At 33.0% G+C, this 21,657-nt stretch carries 21 protein-coding genes; 13 read left to right on the top strand and 8 right to left on the bottom strand.

Going from position 1 to position 21,657, the window contains the following annotated elements; all coding sequences use genetic code 11:
• Window positions 1-9: 9 nt before the first annotated feature.
• The gene (gene idi, locus BUR17_RS05120) at window positions 10-519 is read right to left on the bottom strand and encodes an isopentenyl-diphosphate Delta-isomerase (protein ID WP_074229259.1); all 510 of its coding nucleotides are present in this window, start codon (window positions 517-519) and stop codon (window positions 10-12) included.
• 241 nt (window positions 520-760) lie between these two features.
• Here idi and BUR17_RS05115 point away from each other — a divergent pair, with 241 nt between their 5' ends.
• Together BUR17_RS05115 and BUR17_RS05110 are read left to right on the top strand one after the other, a co-directional pair.
• Window positions 761-1,165 (top strand): LNS2 domain-containing protein, encoded by a 405-nt coding sequence (locus tag BUR17_RS05115; protein WP_066677251.1) that lies wholly within the window; start codon window positions 761-763, stop codon window positions 1,163-1,165.
• Between the two features lie 97 nt (window positions 1,166-1,262).
• Window positions 1,263-2,222, top strand: a complete 960-nt coding sequence (locus BUR17_RS05110; protein ID WP_074229258.1) for a D-2-hydroxyacid dehydrogenase — start codon at window positions 1,263-1,265, stop codon at window positions 2,220-2,222.
• Between the two features lie 76 nt (window positions 2,223-2,298).
• Here BUR17_RS05110 and mscL read toward each other — a convergent pair whose 3' ends face one another.
• Window positions 2,299-2,742 (bottom strand): large conductance mechanosensitive channel protein MscL, encoded by a 444-nt coding sequence (mscL, locus tag BUR17_RS05105; protein WP_074229257.1) that lies wholly within the window; start codon window positions 2,740-2,742, stop codon window positions 2,299-2,301.
• Between the two features lie 125 nt (window positions 2,743-2,867).
• Between mscL and BUR17_RS05100 the strand changes: the two genes are divergently transcribed.
• Entirely contained in the window at window positions 2,868-4,385 is a 1,518-nt protein-coding gene (locus tag BUR17_RS05100; RefSeq protein WP_074229256.1) for a bifunctional ADP-dependent NAD(P)H-hydrate dehydratase/NAD(P)H-hydrate epimerase, read from the top strand.
• Between the two features lie 27 nt (window positions 4,386-4,412).
• On the opposite strand, the gene lgt is transcribed toward BUR17_RS05100, so the two are convergent.
• Window positions 4,413-5,261, bottom strand: a complete 849-nt coding sequence (lgt, locus tag BUR17_RS20960; RefSeq protein WP_074230232.1) for a prolipoprotein diacylglyceryl transferase — start codon at window positions 5,259-5,261, stop codon at window positions 4,413-4,415.
• A 448-nt stretch (window positions 5,262-5,709) separates the two neighbouring features.
• On the bottom strand, window positions 5,710-5,952 hold the full coding sequence (gene yidD / locus BUR17_RS05090; RefSeq protein WP_074229255.1) for a membrane protein insertion efficiency factor YidD: 243 nt from the start codon (window positions 5,950-5,952) through the stop codon (window positions 5,710-5,712).
• A gap of 149 nt (window positions 5,953-6,101) precedes the next feature.
• Here yidD and BUR17_RS05085 point away from each other — a divergent pair, with 149 nt between their 5' ends.
• Window positions 6,102-7,379 (top strand): replication-associated recombination protein A, encoded by a 1,278-nt coding sequence (locus tag BUR17_RS05085; protein ID WP_074229254.1) that lies wholly within the window; start codon window positions 6,102-6,104, stop codon window positions 7,377-7,379.
• Window positions 7,380-7,433: 54 nt separating this feature from the next.
• Here BUR17_RS05085 and BUR17_RS05080 read toward each other — a convergent pair whose 3' ends face one another.
• From BUR17_RS05080 to BUR17_RS05070, 3 genes are all read right to left on the bottom strand, one after another.
• On the bottom strand, window positions 7,434-7,868 hold the full coding sequence (locus BUR17_RS05080; protein WP_074229253.1) for a hypothetical protein: 435 nt from the start codon (window positions 7,866-7,868) through the stop codon (window positions 7,434-7,436).
• 114 nt (window positions 7,869-7,982) lie between these two features.
• On the bottom strand, window positions 7,983-10,184 hold the full coding sequence (locus BUR17_RS05075) for a DUF2339 domain-containing protein (RefSeq protein WP_074229252.1): 2,202 nt from the start codon (window positions 10,182-10,184) through the stop codon (window positions 7,983-7,985).
• A 65-nt stretch (window positions 10,185-10,249) separates the two neighbouring features.
• A complete protein-coding gene (locus BUR17_RS05070) occupies window positions 10,250-10,669 on the bottom strand; it encodes an acyl-CoA thioesterase (protein ID WP_074229251.1) in 420 nt (139 codons plus the stop codon).
• Window positions 10,670-10,803: 134 nt separating this feature from the next.
• Here BUR17_RS05070 and dnaA point away from each other — a divergent pair, with 134 nt between their 5' ends.
• The 4 genes from dnaA to BUR17_RS05050 all read left to right on the top strand — a co-directional run bounded on the left by dnaA (window position 10,804) and on the right by BUR17_RS05050 (window position 14,072).
• Window positions 10,804-12,258 (top strand): chromosomal replication initiator protein DnaA, encoded by a 1,455-nt coding sequence (gene dnaA / locus BUR17_RS05065; protein WP_074229250.1) that lies wholly within the window; start codon window positions 10,804-10,806, stop codon window positions 12,256-12,258.
• Window positions 12,259-12,361: 103 nt separating this feature from the next.
• Window positions 12,362-12,832 carry a low molecular weight protein-tyrosine-phosphatase gene (locus BUR17_RS05060; protein ID WP_074230231.1) on the top strand — a complete coding sequence of 157 codons (471 nt, stop codon included), beginning with the start codon at window positions 12,362-12,364 and terminating at the stop codon, window positions 12,830-12,832.
• A 24-nt stretch (window positions 12,833-12,856) separates the two neighbouring features.
• Window positions 12,857-13,555, top strand: coding sequence for an SAM-dependent methyltransferase (locus BUR17_RS05055; RefSeq protein ID WP_074229249.1), 699 nt, complete (start codon window positions 12,857-12,859; stop codon window positions 13,553-13,555).
• A gap of 139 nt (window positions 13,556-13,694) precedes the next feature.
• Entirely contained in the window at window positions 13,695-14,072 is a 378-nt protein-coding gene (locus BUR17_RS05050; RefSeq protein ID WP_074230230.1) for a hypothetical protein, read from the top strand.
• Window positions 14,073-14,148: 76 nt separating this feature from the next.
• Here the strand turns inward: BUR17_RS05050 and BUR17_RS05045 are convergent, their stop codons facing one another.
• Window positions 14,149-15,027 (bottom strand): DUF4349 domain-containing protein, encoded by an 879-nt coding sequence (locus BUR17_RS05045; protein ID WP_074229248.1) that lies wholly within the window; start codon window positions 15,025-15,027, stop codon window positions 14,149-14,151.
• 68 nt (window positions 15,028-15,095) lie between these two features.
• On the opposite strand from BUR17_RS05045, the gene BUR17_RS05040 reads away from it, so the two are divergent.
• From BUR17_RS05040 to BUR17_RS05020, 5 genes are all read left to right on the top strand, one after another.
• Window positions 15,096-16,163 (top strand): DUF2891 domain-containing protein, encoded by a 1,068-nt coding sequence (locus BUR17_RS05040; RefSeq protein WP_074229247.1) that lies wholly within the window; start codon window positions 15,096-15,098, stop codon window positions 16,161-16,163.
• A gap of 6 nt (window positions 16,164-16,169) precedes the next feature.
• Window positions 16,170-17,021: a helix-turn-helix domain-containing protein gene (locus BUR17_RS05035; RefSeq protein WP_228418615.1), complete on the top strand. Its 852-nt coding sequence runs from the start codon at window positions 16,170-16,172 to the stop codon at window positions 17,019-17,021.
• A gap of 92 nt (window positions 17,022-17,113) precedes the next feature.
• On the top strand, window positions 17,114-18,424 hold the full coding sequence (locus tag BUR17_RS05030) for a TolC family protein (RefSeq protein ID WP_074229246.1): 1,311 nt from the start codon (window positions 17,114-17,116) through the stop codon (window positions 18,422-18,424).
• Between the two features lie 150 nt (window positions 18,425-18,574).
• Window positions 18,575-19,681, top strand: a complete 1,107-nt coding sequence (locus BUR17_RS05025) for an HlyD family secretion protein (RefSeq protein WP_074229245.1) — start codon at window positions 18,575-18,577, stop codon at window positions 19,679-19,681.
• Window positions 19,682-19,791: 110 nt separating this feature from the next.
• Window positions 19,792-21,384: an efflux MFS transporter permease gene (locus BUR17_RS05020; RefSeq protein ID WP_074229244.1), complete on the top strand. Its 1,593-nt coding sequence runs from the start codon at window positions 19,792-19,794 to the stop codon at window positions 21,382-21,384.
• Window positions 21,385-21,657: the final 273 nt, after the last annotated feature.

The following is a 21,657-nucleotide window of genomic DNA, read 5'->3' as shown; positions in this document are numbered from 1 at the left end:
AGTGTGTGTTTAAAAATGATGTTTGTATTCTTCCAGAATAATTTTAAACCATTCTGTAAATTGTTCGGGATGTTCCGAAATTTCTTTATCTAAATTTTCCAGCGAAATATAGCGAACTTCTGCCACTTCATCTTTATTCAGATTGAAATCAGAATTGTAAGTTCCTGTAAAGACGTGATCGAGTTCGTGTTCCCAAAGTCCACCTCCAACATCAGCTTTATAGATAAAATGAAATTTTTCTGAAAGTTCTGCATCAATTCCCAATTCCTCATTCAGCCTTCTTTTTGCGCCTTCAAGATAAGTTTCTTCAATTCTGGGATGCGAACAAACTGCATTGGTCCATTGGTGAGGAGAGTGGTATTTTTCTGCAGCGCGTTTCTGCAAAAGCATTTCTCCGTTTTCATTAAATAAAAAAACCGAAAAAGCACGATGAAGAAGTCCATTAATATGAGCTTGCTGTTTTTCCATCAAACCTAAAACTTTATCCTCGGGATTTACTAATACTACCAATTCTTTCATTCCTACAAATTTAAGTTTAAAACGTGATTTTGTAAAATAAATGTTTAGTTTTTTTAATTATTTATGAAATATTGGCTTTTTTGAATGCGAAAAACATTCTCTATATTTATGAAAAATGCAATGAAATATTAAGTTTCGTTAATTTTAAATTTGATTTTGTGTTAAATTTTTAACATAAATTAAGATTAACGTCACTGTTTGGATGAGAAAGTGTAACTTTGCACTTTAAAATTTTGAAGCGATGGAACTAGATTATATTGAGCATATCAGTCCGATTCTAAAAGACGGAATTAAAAATTATCTGATAGATATCGACGGAACAATTACAGAAGATGTTCCCAACGAAGAGCCGGAAAGAATGGTAACTTGTGAGCCATTTCCAGATGCACTAGAAACCGTTAATAGATGGTATGACGAGGGACATCAGATTTGTTTTTTTACTTCAAGAACTGAAAATTTAAAACAAATTACCATCGATTGGCTAGATAAACACGGTTTCAAATATCACAGCGTTTTGTGCGGAAAACCAAGAGGTGGAAATTATCACTGGATTGATAATCATCTGGTAAGAGCTACAAGATACAAAGGCAAATTTACTGATTTGGTAGAGAAGCAAGTTACAATAGAAGTTTTTAAAGAAGATTAAATCATAGAGAAGATTTAAAGATTAAACGAAAGGTGAAAACCAGATATTCTTTTAATTTTTAAATCTTTTTACATTTTAAATAGATTATAAGTTAGTTATGAAAGTTTTAGCAAACGACGGTTTAGATCAGTCTGGGATTGATGCATTAACTGAAAAAGGCTTTGAAGTAATTACCACAAAAGTTCCGCAGGAGCTTCTTTTAGATTACATCAACGAGCACAAGATTCGTACAGTTTTGGTGAGAAGTGCGACACAGGTAAGAAAAGATATTATTGATAATTGTCCATCGCTGGAAATTATCGGTAGAGGTGGAGTAGGAATGGATAATATTGACGTAGATTATGCAAGAGAAAAAGGAATTCATGTGATTAACACGCCTTCTGCTTCGTCAGAATCGGTTGCAGAATTGGTTTTTGCCCATTTATTTTCAGGAGCCAGATTTTTGCAGGATTCTAACAGAAAAATGCCTTTAGTTGGGGATACAGAATTTGCATCGCTTAAAAAAGCTTACGCTGCAGGTATTGAATTGAAAGGAAAAACCATCGGAATCGTTGGAATGGGAAGAATCGGCCAGGAAGTTGCTAAAATCGCTTTAGGCTTAGGAATGAGAGTAATTGCTGCTGATAATATGGTCGGGAAAGCAAGTATTAAAGTAACTTTCTACAACAATCAATTCATCAATGTTGATATTGAAACTGAACCTTTGGAACAGGTTTTAAGACATTCGGATTTTATCACACTTCACGTTCCGGCTCAGAAAGAAGGTTATATGATCGGTAAATCTGAGTTTGAAATGATGAAAGATGGTGTTGCTATCGTTAACTGTTCAAGAGGCGGTGTGATTGATGAAACTGCTTTAATTGAAGCTTTAGATTCAGGGAAAGTAAGATTTGCAGGGCTTGATGTTTTCATTAACGAACCGACTCCCTCAAAAGAAATTATTACGCATTCTAATATTTCTGTAACTCCGCATACGGGTGCTTCAACTTTGGAAGCTCAGGATAGAATAGGGCTTTCTTTGGCAGAGCAGATCTCAAGTATTTTTCAGATTCAGTAAAAATATTGTTTTATCATGATAAAAAATCCGCCGCAACTAAAAGTTGCGGCGGATTCGTTTTTTATATAAAATTTTATTATTTCTTTTTCAATTCATCGCGAATTTCAGAAAGTAACTGTTCTGTAGTTGTTGGTGCAGCAGGTTCTGCAGGAGTTTCAGCTTCAGTTTTTCTCATTCTGTTAATTGTTTTTACAAGCATGAAAACAACAAACGCAAGAAGGATAAAATTGATCGCTACCGTAATGAAATTTCCGTAGGCAAAAATTGCCGCATCCGGAGCAAGTTCTTTAGCCTTTGCAAGTGTTGATCCTGCAGGAATATTTTCAGAACCTTTTCCCATTGCGAAATAAATACTGCTAAAGTCTGGTTTTCCAACGATTGCTGCAACGATGGGCATGATTAAATCATCAATCATACTCGTTACAATTTTTCCGAAAGCACCACCGATGATTACCCCCACCGCTAGATCGAAAGCGTTGCCTTTAATGGCAAATTCTTTAAATTCTTTAACAAATCCCATAATTTATATTTTTAGTTGTTTTACACAAAAGTATCATTTAAAAATAATAAATCTTAAATGTTTTGGGTATTTTTTTTGCTTTAAATTATTAGAAATTATAATTAAATTGAAAAAAAACGATCAAAATGAAAATTTTTACTGTAGAAAATATCAGATTGGCTGATCTTTATACCATTCAGAATGAACCGATTTCATCTGTTCAATTAATGGAAAGAGCTTCTTCACTTTGTGCAGAATGGATCTTTTCAAATTGTAAACATCATACAAAATTTGCAATATTTTGCGGAAACGGAAATAATGGCGGTGATGGTTTTGCCATTGCAAGAATGCTGTATCTGAAAGGTTTTGATGTAGATGTTTTTATCAATAAAGAGCAGTTGAAATTTTCTGATGATGCTTTAATTAATTATAATAGACTGAAAGATATTTCCGGGATTTCAGTGATAGATTTTCATGAAATTTCAAAATACAATTTTGATGAAAAAACAGTAATCATCGATGCGCTTTTCGGAACCGGATTATCAAGAAATCCTAAAGGTATTTTTAAAGAGGTGATTGAAGTTTTAAACTCAAAAAGTAATCCTAAAATTTCGATTGATGTTCCTTCGGGATTATTTGCTGATCAAATCAATGATGAAAATTCAACCATATTTAAAGCAGATTATACATTGACTTTTCAATTCTGGAAAAAAACTTTTCTTCATCCTGAAACCGGAAGTTTCACTGGAAAAGTAATTGTTTTAGATATCAATTTAGCTAAAGAATTTATTGAAAATACTTCAACCGATGATTTTGTAATTGATGATGATGTCTTTCAGAATATTTTTAAAATCAGACAAGAATTCGCTCATAAAGGAACTTATGGAAAATTAATTATTGTGGGCGGAAGTTACGGGAAAATCGGAGCTGTAGTTTTGGCTACAAAATCAGCTTTGAAAACGGGTTCCGGCTTAACGTTTGTTTTGGCTCCCAATTGTGGTTATGAAATTCTGCAGACAAGTGTTCCGGAAGCAATGTTTATGGATGGTGGTGAGAAAAAGATTCATCAAATTGAAAAAGTGGAAAATACTGTTTACGGGATTGGTCCTGGTTTAGGAACAGAAAAAGAAACGAAAAAAGCTTTGCTGGAATTTCTTGAAAATCATCAATCTCCTTTAATTTTGGATGCTGATGCTTTAAATATTATTTCTAAAGATAAGAGTTATTTAAAATTAATTCCGAAAAAATCAATTATTACCCCGCATCCGAAAGAGTTTGAAAGACTTTTCGGAAAAACTGAAAACTCATTTGAAAGGTTAGATTTAGCCAAAACAAAAGCAAAAGAATTGGGGATTTATATCGTTTTGAAAGATCATCATACGCAAATGGTAACTCCAGAAGGAAAAGTTTTCTACAATATCACCGGAAATTCAGGATTGGCAAAAGGCGGAAGCGGAGATATTCTTACCGGAATTATTACCTCCCTTTTAGCTCAAAAATATTCTGAACAAGAGGCCGCTATTTTAGGCGTTTGGCTTCACGGAAAAGCTGCTGATTTTGCTGCCGAAAAATACTCTAAAGAAGCAATGCAACCTACAGATGTAATCGATGAGATTAGTAATGTCTTTCTTCATTTAAACAAAAAAGCCACAACTCAGTTGTGACTTTCAGATTTGTATGTGTTTTAAAAATTATTCAGGTTTTGCATTTTCAGCTTCTGTAATTTTTAAATTTTTAGAATAAAGCATAATGATAAATCCTGCAATCATAAACGGAATTGATAAAATCTGTCCGGTATTTAATCCTGCAAAAGAAATAAACTCGTCACCTTGAGGTTCTTTCAAAAATTCTACAAAGAATCTGATTGCCCATAAAATGATAAAGAATAAACCAAATAACCATCCTTGCTGATATTTTTTGTCAGTTTTTCTGTATAAAGTCCAAAGTAAAATAAACAATAAAACATAACCTACTGCTTCAAATAACTGAGTAGGATAACGCGGAATTGTTACACCATATTCACTGCTTTGTTGTGGAAAAAGAATTGCAAATGGTGAACTAGGATCAACTGGTTTACCAATGATTTCAGAGTTGAAAAAATTCCCCATTCTTACAAAAGCTCCGCCAATAGCAACTACAATTCCTAATCTGTCATATACCCAAAACGGATTTTTCTTGATGATTTTAAATGAATAATAAAGCGTTGTTAAAATCACGGCAATTGTAGCTCCGTGACTTGCCAATCCGGAAAAACCAGTGAATTTTAAACCGTTTTTTGTGCTGATTGGTAAGAAAACACTCCAAAAATCTTCTTTAAATAATTCAGGCTGATAAAAAATAACGTGCCCCATTCTTGCTCCCAGAATTGTACCGATTAAAGTCCAAGTAAAAATAGGCTCTACATATTTCAGGTTTACATTATCAGTTTGATACATCTTTGTCATTAAAACATATCCTATCCCAAATGCGAAAATAAACATTAAGCTATAAAAGTGCAGCGTAACTGGTCCCAATTTGATTCCTGGACTAATATCCCAAATTTTAAATGGAGTTTCTAATGAAACAGTGTCGGTTGGAGCGACTGGTTTTTTAGTTTTTAATGCATATTTCAGCGTTTCAATTTTATCTTCAGAAATATTTGAGTTTTCTACAAGCTTGAAATCTTTATCAAAAAATTGATAGTTTGCGCTCTTGTAACTATTGATAAGAATTGCATTAGAATGGTAAGGATCTGCTTCAACATTGGTTTTGGTGAAAATAACCAAAGTATTGTCATTGGTCACTACATCAGCAAATTTATTGATGTTTCTAAATTCTGTACTGGCATAAATTTTTACAGGTAACTCGGCAGAATTAATTTTTAATGTTCCGTCAGATAAACTGTCTTGATGATTCTGTGCAAAAAAACACTGGGTAACCAATGCGAATAGTACAAAATAAATTCGGAAGAAAATATTACTCATTTTTATTTGTTTATTATTGAATATTTTATTTTTTTGGAGGAACGGGATCATAACCGCTTCCGCCCCAAGGATGACATTTTGAAATTCTTTTTATGCCCAACCAAAATCCTTTAAAAATACCGTGAACCTGCAGAGATTCTACCATATAATGTGAACAGGTAGGTTCGTATCGGCAATTCTTCGGAAGTAAGGGCGAAATAAACCATTGGTAAAATTTGATGAGAATTACCAAAGGTGAAGTGATGATTTTGTTAAATGAAAGTTTCAAAACATTGCAAAAGTAGGGTAAAAAATTGAAATTTAGTTTAAATTTGTTTGAAGTTTCAGAGAGTAAACGGATGATCCGTCGGATAAATTGATAGCTTTATCAATTCTGTTTACTTTCGCCAAATATTTAAAATTCAAATAGATAAAATCTTGAATCACAACACTCCTTTAGCAGAAAGATTAAGACCAAAAACCTTAGATGAAGTTTTAGGGCAGGAGCATCTTACCGGTGAGAAAGGTACCATCCGAAAAATGCTTGAAAATGACACCTTAAATTCTCTTATTCTTTGGGGACCTCCAGGAACAGGAAAAACGACTTTAGCTGAAATTATTTCGGAAAAATCGGGAAGAAAATTTTTTAAACTTTCGGCAGTTTCTTCAGGCGTAAAAGATGTGCGTGATGTGATAGAAGATGCGAAAAAACAGAATCTTTTTTCAGGAAAATCTCCCATTCTTTTTATTGATGAAATTCACCGTTTTAATAAATCCCAACAGGATTCTCTTCTTCATGCCGTAGAAAAAGGTTGGGTTGTTCTTATTGGCGCAACTACCGAAAACCCAAGTTTTGAAGTGGTTTCAGCATTGCTTTCAAGAAGTCAGGTTTATATATTGAAATCTTTGAGCCACGAAAAGCTTGAAGAGCTTATTGATATTGCATCAGATAGGTTTAATAAAGATGAAGGAACTGATTTTACGATTAAAGAAAAAGAAGCTTTCATTCAGTATTCTGGTGGTGATGGTAGAAAGCTTATTAATTCTGTGGAGTTGGTACTGAATCAGTTTAAAAATTCTGATAATAAAGAAATTTCAAACGATGATGTAATGTCGGTTCTTCAGGAAACGATGGCGCTTTATGATAAAAATGGTGAGCAACATTATGATATTATTTCGGCTTTCATAAAATCAATGCGTGGAAGCGATCCGAATGGTGCAGTTTACTGGCTGGCGAGAATGATTGCAGGCGGAGAAGATATCAAGTTTATTGCGCGAAGAATGCTTATTCTTGCCTCTGAAGATATTGGTTTGGCAAATCCGAATGCTTTGGTAATTGCAAATAACTGTTTTCAGGCAATTAACGTTATAGGAAATCCGGAATCGAGAATTTTACTGAGCGAAACGGCGATTTATCTTGCAGTGTCTCCGAAAAGTAATTCAGCTTATATGGCAATTAATGATGCTTTGGCTTTTGTGAAGAAAACCGGAAATCTTCCTGTTCCTTTACATTTGAGGAATGCTCCGACAAAATTGATGAAAGATTTAGATTATGGTAAAGAATATAAATACGCCCATTCTTTTGAAGGGAATTTTGTGAATCAGGATTTCTTGCCGGAAGAAATAAAAGATGCCAAATTCTACGAACCCGGAAATAATGCTACCGAAAAGAAGATTTACGACGAGCTTAAGAAAAAATGGAATAACAAGTATTAGTCATAAAAAAAACGGATATTCAAAAGAATATCCGTTTTTTTATAATTTGATTTTTTATTTTGCCGTAGTCGTTATGAATACAGATTTTACACCGTTGTAGTCTTTAACTTCTACTTGTTGTGCAATTTCTGCATATATTCTCATAGCGGTATCTTTAAACTCATATCCTTCGATGATAACAGGAGTTTCTTTAGGAAGATTGTTTTGCTCGTTAAGTTGTGCTAAACTAATATTGTCTAAAAGACCTACATTGTTTTTAAACTTAACCTCAGTAAGACCTTGATCTGCAATAAAGCTGAATTTTTTAAATTTTTGAGGTAAATTGGCAGACTTATATGCCTGTGTACTTTTTACATATTCTTTTTGGTTTTCAAACAACGTTGTTGTACCCACCATATCTTCTAAGATAGCAAATTTTATCTTTGTATTTTTCTGAGCAAATAATGTTGCAGAAGCAAAGATGAATAAGGAATATAGGACTTTTTTCATAATTAATAATATAAACGTTAAAAACGTGATAAATATACTTACTTTTTATAAAATATCAAGGGGGATTTTAAATTAATTCTAAAATATTGATGAATAATAGTTTTTGAAAGGATTTTAAATATCTTCATTGGCTGAATTCTCATTCTTTTCCACGAGGTTTTTAAGTACATTTTTAAATTTTTGAAACATAAATGAACTCAGCAATAAAATAATTCCCAAAATAATGAAAGCGATAATTCTGGAAACGTTATCCATTTGCCAAACATCATATAGGTATAATTTGAGAATGGTAATACCGAGTAAACCAAAACCAATTTTGTTAAGTTCAGGAATGTTTTTTTTCAAACCTGCAAAAATAAATCCACAAGATAAAATTGCCCAGATGATAGGAAGATACAGAATGCTGAAATGCTCCTGCAATTGAAAAACATTTTTATAAGTGGTGTTATTCGAAAAAATATAAACTCGGTAAAGTTCAAAACTTACAGAAAGAATGAAGACAAATGAAATGAGTAAATAACCGGCTTTCTGCTTTAAAAACTGTGATGGTGGAATCAGTTTTATAATTAAATATAGAAGTGGCGCCAAATAAATCAAATGAATCCAATAGAAACTTAGTCCTATTTCTTTTGTTATTACTGCGTGTACAATTTGTGAATTGGTAATATGTGCAATAAATAAAAACAACAAAACATAAATCAACAGATTTTCTAAGTCTTGAAAAATGCTTAATCTTTTCTTTAATATTAATAATAAAATTGTGAAAACAATACTGTACAAAAGGCAGTAAGTAAGAATAATAACGATATTTAGTGACGAAAGCTGATAAATCAATTCAAATAAAATGGAAAAGTAAATCACTCCAAAGCATAAAACTTTAAAAGCATTTTCAAAAAACTCGGCATCGCTTTTTTCTTTGGATTCTTTCTTCAGTAAAATTAAATTGAAAAAACAACTTGCAATAACTACCAAACTCGTCAGAAAAACAGGATTGAAAATTATAGTTAAATGTTTTTCATTATTTATATATTCAGTCCAGGTCATTATTTGAGATAAAATAACCAACGGAAAAAGCAGATAGAAAAATATTTTGAAAATACTGTGACCGGTTTTTTTCCATATATATAATAAAAGAGAAGCTTCTATCGCCCAAACACTCGTGATGAGGTGGGGTTTAAATTGTAATGCAACAGCCAAAGTCAAAAGACTGATGCCAATTCCGGCAAAAACAGAATAATTTCTTTCAAATTTTTTATTCTGATATTCTCTGAACGCGAAAAAGATATTGATAAACGCAAAGCTGAGCGGGAAGATACTTAAAGGTTCATATTTTAAAATAGAAAAGATATAAACCAATCCGATGATGCTTGAGAAATTAATCAGAACCAACATTAAAATATCAAGCTTGGAAAGCAGATTTGTTTTAAAATAATTTTGAAGTGCAAAAGCGTAAAATATAATATATGTTACAATGTAAAAGATGATACTTGTAAGGTCAGTTTTCTCGATAGTCCAGAAATAAAGATAGATCGCCGTGAAAATAAATGCAATCCAGCCTACACTTTTCCAGTTTTTCAAATAAACGGTAATCAGCATTCCAATATTTAAAAGAGATAAATACGTGAAAAGGAAAATATAATTGCTTTGTCCGGTACTGATCATTAACGGCGCCAGAAAACCTCCGAACAATGAAAAAATAATCAGCGTCTCACTATTATAACGATAAGAAAGGAAAATTGAAAGCAGAGTAATCGCACAAGTAATTACAAATGCCGTATTCTGTGTAAACAAATGATACTCTCTGAATGCGATGGTTGTTGTAAAATAAAGCACCGCAATTCCGCCACCCATAATGATGGATGAAAAAATAGTATAATTTTTCCTGATAAAATGAGCAATGATGATAAGAATAAATCCTGCAAGAAAACCAATTCCCATTCTTGCGCTTTCACCAATCCAGTTTTTATCGATGGCATATTTTACAAAATAACCGATTCCTAAAACCAAAGTAAATATGCCAATAATCGTAAGAAAATTCTGCTTAATAAAATCAAAAAGCGGAGTCAGCCAGTCTTTTTCCGGTTCTGAATCTTCTTCAATGATTTCTGATTTTACAGTTTGCCCAACCTCGATTCTTTCATTAGACAAGGTTTGAAGTTTAATGGTTTCTGTGGAACTCTGTTCTTGTTTTTCAATATTGGCTTTATCTTTTGATAAATCAGAAATTTTCTGTTCCAGAATTTTAATCTTTCTGTTCAGGTTTTGATAAACTAAAACAATCAGTAGAATTAATATCGTGATAAGTGCGTAAATCATTCATTTGATTTACTACCAAATATAGTGATTTGAAAGTTTAACCGTTAAAAAATCTTAAAACAGATTTAATCATTTTCTTCTTTCCAGTTTTCTTCAATTAATTTCATTAAAAAATCCGGACATTTAATTACTTTTTGCGTTTCTGAATTTAAAAAAAATAGAGTAGTGGAAGCTTCGGTGATTTTAATTCCTTCTTCGTTGTAAATTTCATATTCAAATTCTATTCTTACTCCCGGATTTTTTTTCATAAAAGTGTGAATTTCTAATTTTTGATCGTATAGTGCTGGTTTTAAATACTTAATTTTATAATCAGAAACCGGAAGCCAAATTCCTTGCTTTTCTATCTCGTCATAAGAGATGCCGATGCTGCGAAAAAGTTCCACACGACCCAATTCAAAATACGTTGCATAATTGCCGTAATAGACGTATTTCATGGGATCGGTTTCTGCGTAACGTACTCGTAATGAGTGTTTTGAGTGTATCATTTTTATCTCTTAATTATACATACAAATATATTTTTAAATAATCAATATGAGAAATATTTTTTTATGAAAATAAAAAATGAGACCTTTGTCTTCCTCCTAAAACGACTAACCAAAGAATTAATCAGGGCATAAAAATGGGTGAAAATTTAATGATGATATGGCAGAAATGCCTTCAGTTTATGCGTGACAATCTTAACGCAGCTGAAGACAATTCTGATCTTAAAAAGCTTGAAAAATCTTTCGATTTACTATTCGACAAAGTACAACCAATTTCATTGGTTGAGAACAATCTTACGTTGATGGTTCCGAGTGATTTTTACAAAGAATATATTGAAGATAACTATCTGTCATTGCTTTCTGCTGCTCTAAAGAAAAATATCGGTAAAGGGGTAAAACTTTGGTATTCTGTAATGGAAAATAAACCAAGCGGTTTAGAAAGACCAGTTACCATGAATATGAAAGGGAAGTCTACTCCCACTCCGAAAGTTCAGGAAACCATGCCTCAAGGATTTTCCGGAAATATTGTGAATCCTTTTGTAGTTCCGGGAATTAAAAAAGTAAATATTGATTCTAACCTTAAAGCAGATTTCTCTTTTGATAATTATGTAGAAGGTGAAAGCAACAAGTTTGCTTCTACCGTTGCAAGATCAATTGCTAAAAGACCTGGAGCAACTGCTTTTAACCCTTTGTTTTTATATGGAGGTTATGGAGTTGGTAAAACTCACTTAGGTCAGGCTGTAGGTTTGGAAGTGAAAAGCCAGTTTCCGGATAAAGTAGTACTTTATTTATCATCTGAAAAATTCATTCAACAGTTTATTTCGGCTGCTAAAGCTCATAAACAGACAGAATTTGCCAATTTTTATCAAATGGTAGACGTTCTGATTATCGATGATATTCAGTTCTTGTCTGGAAAATCTGCAACACAGGACAGTTTCTTCCATATTTTTGATTATTTGCATCAAAATGGAAAGCAGATTATCCTTACTTCAGATAAGGCTCCGGTTGATATTATGGATATTCAGGACAGAATTGTTTCCCGTTTCAAATGGGGACTTTCTGCAGAGATCAAATCTCCGGATTTAAATACACGTAAACAGATTATTCAGGCTAAATTGAGCAGAGACGGTATCGTTCTTACCGAAGATATGCTTGATTTCCTTGCTGCGGAAGCAAAAACCAATGTAAGAGAATTGATTGGAATTATTAATTCTGTAATCGCTTATTCTACGATTTATAAATCAGATTTAAGCTTAGAATTATTGAAAGAAACGATTAATAAAATTGCGGCTAATCAGAAAAAGGTCATCAACATTCCTTATATTCAGGATGTAGTTTGCGATTATTTCGGAATTAAAAGAGAGCAGCTTTTATCTAAAACAAGAAAAAGAGAAATTGCACTTCCGAGACAATTGGCGATGTATTTTTCAAAAGAATATACCAACGCTACCTTCAGTAAAATTGGTGAAGAAATGGGAGGTAAAGACCACTCAACTGTAATGTACGCTTGCGATACCATTAAAGATGTTTCTAAAATTGATAAAGAAATTAAGAAATACGTAAAAGACTTAACAGAAAAAATCAAAAATTAATTCTGTACAAAATATTTATAGAAAGGAGAATAGGCTTATTCTCCTTTTTTATTTAGCTTTGTTTGAAGAAATATTATTAATTAAATTTTTAAATGATATTGAAATGAAAATTTTAATGGTCTGTCTCGGAAATATTTGCAGAAGTCCTTTAGCAGAAGGAATTATGAGATCAAAACTTCCTGAAGATTTTATAGTAGATTCAGCCGGAACAATTGATATGCATCAGGGAAGCAATCCTGATAAAAGATCGGTAAAAACCGCTGCCAAATACGGAATTGATATTTCAAAACAACTTTCCCGACCAATTACTACAGAAGATTTAAATCAGTTTGATAAAATTTACTGTATGGATTTGAGTAATTTAAAAAATGTAATTTCTTTGGCTCAAAATGAAGAGCAGCGAAGCAAAATTTCATTATTGATGGAAGCTGCTGATCTCAATCATGCTTCAGGAGAAGTTCCGGATCCTTATTGGGACGGAATCGATGGCTTTGAAAAAGTCTATCACCAATTGGATGAAGCCTGCGAAAAAATCGCCGAAAAACTTCTCATTTCAAAAACTCAAAACTCATAATTCACAACTCATAACTTACAAAAAATGCTTTTTCTACTTCCCGCTTATCTTTCAGAAAATACTTCAATCAGCCATTTTTCACCTGTCATAAAAGATTACATTATGCAGACCGATTATTTTTTTGTTGAAAATGAAAAAACAGCAAGAAAAGTCGTGAAGTTTTTTGCACCGGAAAAAAAGCAGTCAGATTTGAAACTTTTTTTGTTGGATAAATACACAGAAAATGCCGACATCAAAGAAGCTCAGGATCGAATGATCGACGGACAGGATTTTGGTTTGCTTTCTGAAGCCGGACTTCCGTGTATTGCAGATCCGGGAAATTTAATTGTAAAATGGTGTCACGAAAAAAATATAAGAGTGATTCCTATTTCTGGACCTTCTTCGATTATTTTAGCGTTAATTTCAAGTGGTTTTAACGGACAGGAATTTACTTTTAACGGATATTTGCCGATTGATAAAAGTGAAAAGAAAAAGCAGATTATGCACTTGGAATCAATTGTTCAGAAAACAGGATATTCTCAGATTTTCATGGAAACGCCTTATAGAAATAATGTGCTTTTCGAAGATTTAACCAAATTTTTATCGCCGAATACAAAACTTTGTATCGCTGCAAACATTAATGATCCTGAACATGAGTTTATTAAAACCAAAACAATAAAAGAGTGGCAAAAACAAAAACCGGAACTTCATAAAATTCCTGCCGTATTTGTTTTAGGAAAATAATGTCATTGCGAACTGAAGGTGAAGCAATCTTTAATAAATAAATGTCTGAAAAACATCTAAAATAATAATTTAACAGCCATTAACACCCTCTTTGCATCATTCTTGTCTATTGACAGATATAACTTTAAAAAATCAAATTATGTCTGAAAAAAAATTAGCAGGACTTTGGATCGATTCTCAAAAAGCCATCGTCGTAAAAAATCATGATGCACAGAATGCCTTTAAGTTTTTTCTTTGCAGCCCGGTGAAAGCGGTGATACAGCATGGCAACTCAAGTGAAAATGCAGGGAACAATGCAGAACAAACCAATAAAGTGAAATTCTTTAAAGAAGTAGAACACCTTCTGACAAATTCCGAAGAAGTTTTAATTACCGGTCCGGGAACGATTCAGGAAGAACTGAAGCATTATCTTCATGACACGGCTCAGTTTAAAAATTTAAAAATAACCTTAGAATCGTCTCAGCAAATGTCAGATGAACAGGTTTTAGAAACTGTAAAATCGCATTTTAATGCTTAATATAGTTTCATCTAAATAAAAAAATCCGAATGTCATTTGATATTCGGATTTTTTATGATGTTGAATTAAACTCAAATTATTCTTTTTTCTTTCTGTTTCTCCATTTTTTCCAAACCAAAATAACAATTGGAATTAATAAAAAGAATGGCCAAAGAGAAATGATTCCTAAGAAAAATGCTACAAAACTATTCCAGCCTTCTGTGAAAGAATCTCCGAAACGATTTCCAAAACCAATTTTTGAGGTTGCAGAGCTCCTTACTTTTTCTTTGTACAGCATTAAATTCAAGGTACTATAGTTTACTCTATCGTCAATAAAGCGAAGTCTGCCTTCAGCAACGTCAATTTCATCTTCAAGCTCGCGAATATTTTCCTGAATTTCCAGCATGTCTTTTGTCGTTTTTGCACTTCTAAGCATATCTCGGTATTTTTCGAGATAGATTTTTTTGTTGGCTAATTTTATTGAAACATCGGTGTATTCCTCGGTTACGTCATCGGAAGCAATATTTTTTGATAAAACAGAACCAATTCCGTTTGAAAAAGAATTGATTAAACCATCAAAATTTTTGTGTGGAACACGAATGGTAAAAAACTGTTTTTCATCAATATCAGTATTGTTAAAACGCTCAGTTTGTACATAAGCGTTGTTGCTTTTTACAATTTCATTAACTTGTTGATGTGCTTTTTTAATATCACCCACTTGAATCTCAAGATCACCATTTTTGATGATTTTTTTAGAGATAGTATTTTGAGTTTTCGAAGTTATAGGTTCGTTATCTACAGTTTTAGCCGAAACCATTGCCTCTACTGGTATTTCTTGAGCAGGGGGAGCATTATAACTCATAGCTTTATCTTCTGAGATAATCTCAACTAAATCAGACTTTATTTCTTGTTGTTTGCCGGATTTGTTGCAATTGATAAGAATTAAGAGAAATAAAGGGATAAATAATTTTTTCATAAATCGATTTTGTGAATTTGAGCAAAAACTATGCTTAAAATTTAGAATTACTTTTATATTTTTATTGAATGAAAAAAAGTCTTTTAGCATTTGCATTTTCGCCGTTCTTAATTTTTGCTCAGGAAAGCCCGAAACTGACAGATGAAATGGCAATAAAGTTATCCGAAAAACCGCTTCATTGTATCAATCAGGAATATCCGAACAAAACAGCACACATTATTAATAATGCGAATGAAGTAACTTTGAGCCCGAAAGATCTTCACCCAAGTTTTTATGGGTGTTTTGATTGGCACAGTTCGGTTCATGGTCATTGGATGTTAGTTCGATTGCTTAAAACCAAACCAGACTTATCAGTTGCTAAAGACATTGAAAAAATATTAGACAATTCATTTACTAAAGAAAATCTACAAACTGAAGCTGATTATTTTTCAAAATTTCAATTGACGACAACTTTCGAAAGAACTTACGGCTGGGCTTGGTTATTAAAGTTAGATGAAGAATTAATGACCTGGAACCATCCAAAAGCTAAAATCTGGCATCAGAATCTAAAGCCTTTAACAGATAAAATTCTGAGTTCTTGGAAAACATATCTTCCAAAACAAACGTATCCCAACAGAACAGGAGTTCATCCAAACACAGCATTTGCAATGGTTTTTGCATTAGATTGGGCAAGAGCAACAGGTGATAAGACTTTTGAAAATGAGTTAATTGAAAAAGCAAAATATTTCTATTTAAATAATACCAAAACTCCGGCATATCTTGAACCAGACGGTTCAGATTTCTTTTCTCCGAGTTTGGAAATTGCAGATTTGATGAGACGAATTCTTCCTCAGAAAGAGTTTGTAAAATGGCTTGACCAATTTTATGAGAAAAGAAGTATCGAAAATATCGAGAAAATTCCTGTAGTAAGTGATTTGAGCGATTATCAAACCGTACATTTAGTAGGATTGTCTTTTACAAAAGCATGGTGTATGAAAGGAATTGCAAAATCTCTGCCCGATAATCATCCGCTGAAAAAACAATTTCAAAAAACAGCAAATATCTTTTTAAATAATGGACTTCCATTATTATTTCAAGGGAATTATGGTGGTGATCATTGGTTGGCAAGTTTCGCAGTGTATGCTTTGGAAGATTAAATTTAAATGGATAAAATGACTGCTTTAGAAAAGTTCGGAGTTGATATTTTTACACAACATAATATTTTCGAAAGAATATCTGTGGATAAACCTTTCCGTCCGGATAATCCTGCCTTTATCTTTATTAAAAGCGGTTCTATAAAGCTTCGTCAACATTTTAACGATCTTGAACTTACTGCAAATACATTTATGGTGACAGATCCACAAACGGTTTATGAGATGATTTCTGTGAGTGATGATTTCCAATCGAGAATGGTTTCTTATAAACGTGAATTTATTTCTGCTTTGTCATTGAAATTCAATAGGTTGATTACGTATCGCTATTTCCGTCAGCAAATGAATGTAGGAGTTCCTTTTTCTAAAGATGATTTAGATCTTATTTGGAAAAGCGTTAATTTCTTAAAATCTATTTTAGATTCTGAAACTGAAATGACCTATAAAAAAGAGATTGTAGAACATCTTTTTTCAGTTTTCTGTTATCAGATAGCAGGAATTATTTCTAATGAAGATAGCCGTGCAATGAATCAGATGTCGAGACAGCAAGAAATCGTTTTTGTTTTCCTAAATGATTTGTCGTCTCACCATCTTAATAATAGAACAGTAGAGTTTTATGCCGAACGACAATCAATTACAACGAGACATCTTTCGTCGGTAGTAAAGTCTGTGACGGGTAAGTCGGCTAGTCAAATTATTGCTTCTATTGTAATCAATGAGGCAAAAGTATATCTTAACTCTTCAAAAATGCCTATTTCAGTGATTTCTACAATCCTTGGTTTCAGTGATCAGTATTCATTTTCACACTTTTTTAAGAAACATTTAGAGATAAGTCCGAGTCAATACAGACAACAATATCAATAACTGAATCCTACATTTGAACATCTTTTTCCAGAATTCAAACATTTGTTTGAATCTATGCTTCAACTAACTTTGCATCTGTAAAGCAAGGTAAAATGGTAAAAAACATAAAAACAGCTCTATCAGTTCTGATAGGTCTTTTTCCTGCGCTGTTTTTTTCACAAGAAATAAAACAGATGACAGTGGATGAAGTTGCCCAATTGGCAATTCAAAATCATCAGCAACTTAAAGTTTCAGCTCAGAATATCGATATTGCAAAACAGCAGAAAGATATTACAAAACTTCAGAAGCTTCCTACGATTACAGCTTCAACAAGCCAATTCTATTTGGGAAATGTAATTGCAATTGATAAAGATTTTTCCAACTCAACTACGATTCCGATGCCGCATTACGGAAGTTCGTATGGTGTTCAGGCGACTCAACTCATTTTCAAAGGAGGTTTGGTGAATAAGTCTATTGAGTTAGCAGGACTTCGTGAACAGCTTTCAGAATTAGATTTTGAAAGCAGAAAACAGGATATCAAGTTTTTGGTGATTTCTAATTATTTAGATATTTATAAAATTTTAAATCAGGAAGTTGTTATTCAAAACAATAAAAAACTGGCTCAGGAAAGGCTGAAAAATATCCAAAAGTTTTATCAGCAGGGAATGGTTACCAGAAATGAAGTTATTCGTGGTGAATTGGCGATTAAAAATTTAGACCAGGGAATGTTAACCTTAGTCAACAACAGAAAAATCCTTAATTATAATCTGAATATCGCTTTAGGATTAAATTCCGAAACTCAGATAATTCCCGTAGAAAATTTAGGCAATAAAGAGACCGGAATTGGGATGGATTATTATCTGAATTTAGCTAAAGACAGCAATCCACAAATGAAATCTGCACAAACCAATATTGCTGTTGCCGATAAAAATATAGAAGTTATTAAAACGGATAAAATGCCGACACTTTCAGGTTTTGGAGGATATACTTTGCAAAGACCAATTACGACAAGAAATCCTGTTTTGGATATGTACTCGAGCGGTTGGCAAGGCGGTGTTTCTTTGAGTTATAATATTGATAATTTATATAAAACCAAAGAAAGAGTGAAGCTTGGTGAGCTGCAGAAAAACCAGGCAAATGATGCGATGACTTTGGTGCAACAGAATCTTGATATGACAGTGAATGCAGCGTACACAAAATACCAGGAAGCGATTCAGCAAACTGCAATTCTGAATGATGCTAAAAGTTTAGCAGAAGAAAACTACAAAATTACAGAAGCTAAATATCTTAATCAATTGGCTGTGCAAGCTGAGATGATTGATGCACAACTTCAGAAATTACAGTCAGAATTAGATTTGGCAAATGCTGAAATCAATGTCTTATATCAATATTATAATCTGTTGAAATCAACAGGAACGCTTTAATAAAAAACATTCAACAACTAAACCTTTGTGTTCTTATATAAGTGAAACGCCTTTGCGAACTTAAAAACAGTCAGCAATAAAAAAAACTTTGAGGACTTTGCGTTAAAAGCGACACAAAAACACAACTATTTAAAACTGAAAATCAAGATAATGGAAAACAAGGAACAAAACACTCAAGATACAAAACCTGCGGTTTCAAGCGCAGAAGCTAAGAAAAAGCAAAATAAAAAGAATAAAGTAAGAGCTATCCTTTCAAATATCATCGTTTTTCTGGTGATTGGTTTGGGCTTATTCTGGCTTATTCGTCAATATTTTCACATTGGTGATAAAACGTATACCGAAGCTGCTCAAGTGGAGGAATTTATTAATCCGATCAATACAAGAGTTTCGGCTTATATCAATGAAATTAGATTCATCGAACATCAAACGGTAAAAAAAGGAGATACTTTGGTGATTTTGGATAAAAGAGAAATTCTTACTCAATTGGGTCAGGCTGAAGCGGCTTATCAAAATGCTTTAGCTCAAAAATCGGCAACAAGTTCATCGGTAAATACGGTTTCTAATAACGTAAGTGTTATGGAATCTAATATTGCCGGAGCAAAAGCCAGACTTTGGAATGCCGAACAGAATTTAAACCGATACAAAAATCTTTTAGCTTCTGAAGCAGTTACAAAACAACAATTTGACCAGGTGAAAACAGAGTACGATGCTCAAAAAGCGGCATACGAAACCTTGGTTAATCAGAAGCAGACGGCCAATCTTTCTACAACTGAAGTAAAAAGCAAATTAGGAATTAACGATGCAGAAATCAAAAGAACAAGATCTGCATTGGAAATGGCTAAAATCAATCTTTCATATACTGTAATTACCGCACCTTACGATGGAGTGATGGGAAGAAGATTGATTGCTGAAGGACAACTGATCCAGCCGGGTCAACAAGTAGGAACAATTGTTTTGAATGATCAAAAATGGGTAACCGCAAACTTTTTAGAAAGCCAAATGCCCAATATTAAGATCGGACAAAAAATGAAAATGACAGCCGATGCCTTAGGTAAAAAAGAATTTGAAGGTACGGTAACAGCGGTCTCTGCAGCAACAGGTTCTAGATATTCAAGTGTTCCTACAGATAACTCTACCGGTAACTTCATAAAAGTACAGCAGAGAATTCCGGTAAGAATTGAGTTTACAGCATCCAATAAAAAGGAAGATATCGCTAAGCTTAGCGCAGGGATGAATATGAATGTTTCAATTAATTAAAATTAACGACTAAAAGATTTCAGATATCAGATTCCAGACTTGATGTATGAAAAAATGAAGAATGCTGGAAATCTGATGTCTAATATCTGAAATCTAATATCTATAAAAAAATGTATAACAAAGGTCTTTTCAGCGATTGGGTTCCCAAGCCTGTTCAGCTGTTACTTATAGTTTTGCTGCTTGTGGTCGTAATGCCTTTAGGAGGTGTTTATGCCGGGAATATCAGCTTTATGACGAGCGGAACCGGTCATCTTACTGAATATTTTATGTGGGCAAATTATGCCACAACTATTGGGATGGGAGCTTGTATGCCGGTTGTTCTCAGATTTAAAATGAGATATAAAGTGCGTGATAAAGTGGTGCTTTTATTGGTGCTTTTAGGATTGTTAAGTTACATCAATGGAACTACTATGGAACCTGCAATTATCATTGTAAGTGCTTTGGTTATTGGATTTTTAAAAATGATGATCACCATCGAGCTTTTTCTTCCGTTGATGGTCATCATGGGTGGAAGAGGGGTTTTCTACGGAGTATTTTATACATTTGTTTTAACTTTGACGCAGATCTCCGGTTACTATGCGGTAGAAATTTCGATGCTCTATAATTGGCAGCAGTTTTTCATCATTGCGTCACTACAGTGTTTCGTGATGGCTTTAATTTGCTGGATCTTTATGCATAATAAATATTTTGCTTTAAAAGTTCCGTTACATTACATTGATTGGCTGAGTATCCTTTTATTTGTTTCTACTTTCATGTTTTCGGCTTATGTTTTTTCATTTGGAAAACAGCAGGATTGGTTGAATTCTACAAGGATCATTAATGCGAGTATTGCTGCGTTTGTTAGTTTTGCTTTGTTGGCAATTCGTCAGATGACCTTGAAAAGACCTTATTTGTCATTCAAAATTTTCAAGCGAAATAATGTTCAAAACGGATTGTTTTTACTGTTTTGTTTAGGAATGTTCTTAGGAACTGCTTCAATTCAAAATATTTTTTCAGTCGGAGTTTTAGGATATGATCAATTGACCAATGCTAAACTGAATTTAATGATGATCCCTGGATTAATTCTTGCCGGAATTGTCGCTGTTTATTGGTTTAAAAAAGAAAAACCTCTTAAAACGTTCATCTTTTCAGGATTTTCTGCGATGATAGGGTATACAATTATTATGTACTTTTCAATGGTGCTCGAATTCAATTATGAAAGTTGGTATTTGCCGATGTTTCTGAAAGGTTTTGGGATGGGATCGCTCTTTATTTCAGTGTGGTATTATACTTTAGATAAGTTGGAACTCGATGATATGTTGGCTGCGATCGGATTGGTTTTGGTTTGGCGTACATTTCTTGCGGTAGGCTTTTTCTCGGCTTTGTTTTCGTGGTTTCAGTATCAGTTTCAGATTGAAAGTTTAGGCAATTTAGCGGTTTATTTAGATGGAATGACGCTTACTTCACAAAATCTTTCAGCCAATTTAAAAAGTATTCAGCTCAATGCGATCCTTTCTGCCAACAAGAAAATTTTCGGCTACATTATCGTTGCAGGTTTCGGAATTTTACTGTTTGTTTTGACGCATCATTTTGGGGAAGAAAAATTCAAATATCCAAGATTTATTAGACTTATCAATGGGAAATCTGTCATTGCAAGAAGAAGACTTCAAGAACGCAGAAAATTATTAGAAGAAATAAAAGATGCGGCAGGACCGGTCATCTAAAGATACCTTGTTTTTACTTGTAAAGTCTCGTTTTATTTTCAAAACGGGACTTTGCTTTTGGAGAACAATCACTATCAAAAATAAGTAGAATTATTACTTATTAATCATTACCAATTACTCATGTTTTTCCGTAGCTTTTTCCCGCTATCCACTATATCTTTTGTTCCGCTTCGCTCCACAAAAGGATGCCGTTTCTATCGGGGCTATAAAGTAGAAGTATATCAAAAATAATTCCCTGTTTTTTAAAAAGATATTCTAAAACCACCCCGCCTT

The sequence above is a fragment of the Chryseobacterium scophthalmum genome (genome assembly GCF_900143185.1).
GTDB lineage: Bacteria > Bacteroidota > Bacteroidia > Flavobacteriales > Weeksellaceae > Chryseobacterium > Chryseobacterium scophthalmum.
This window is presented reverse-complemented; position numbering and strand designations above follow the sequence as displayed.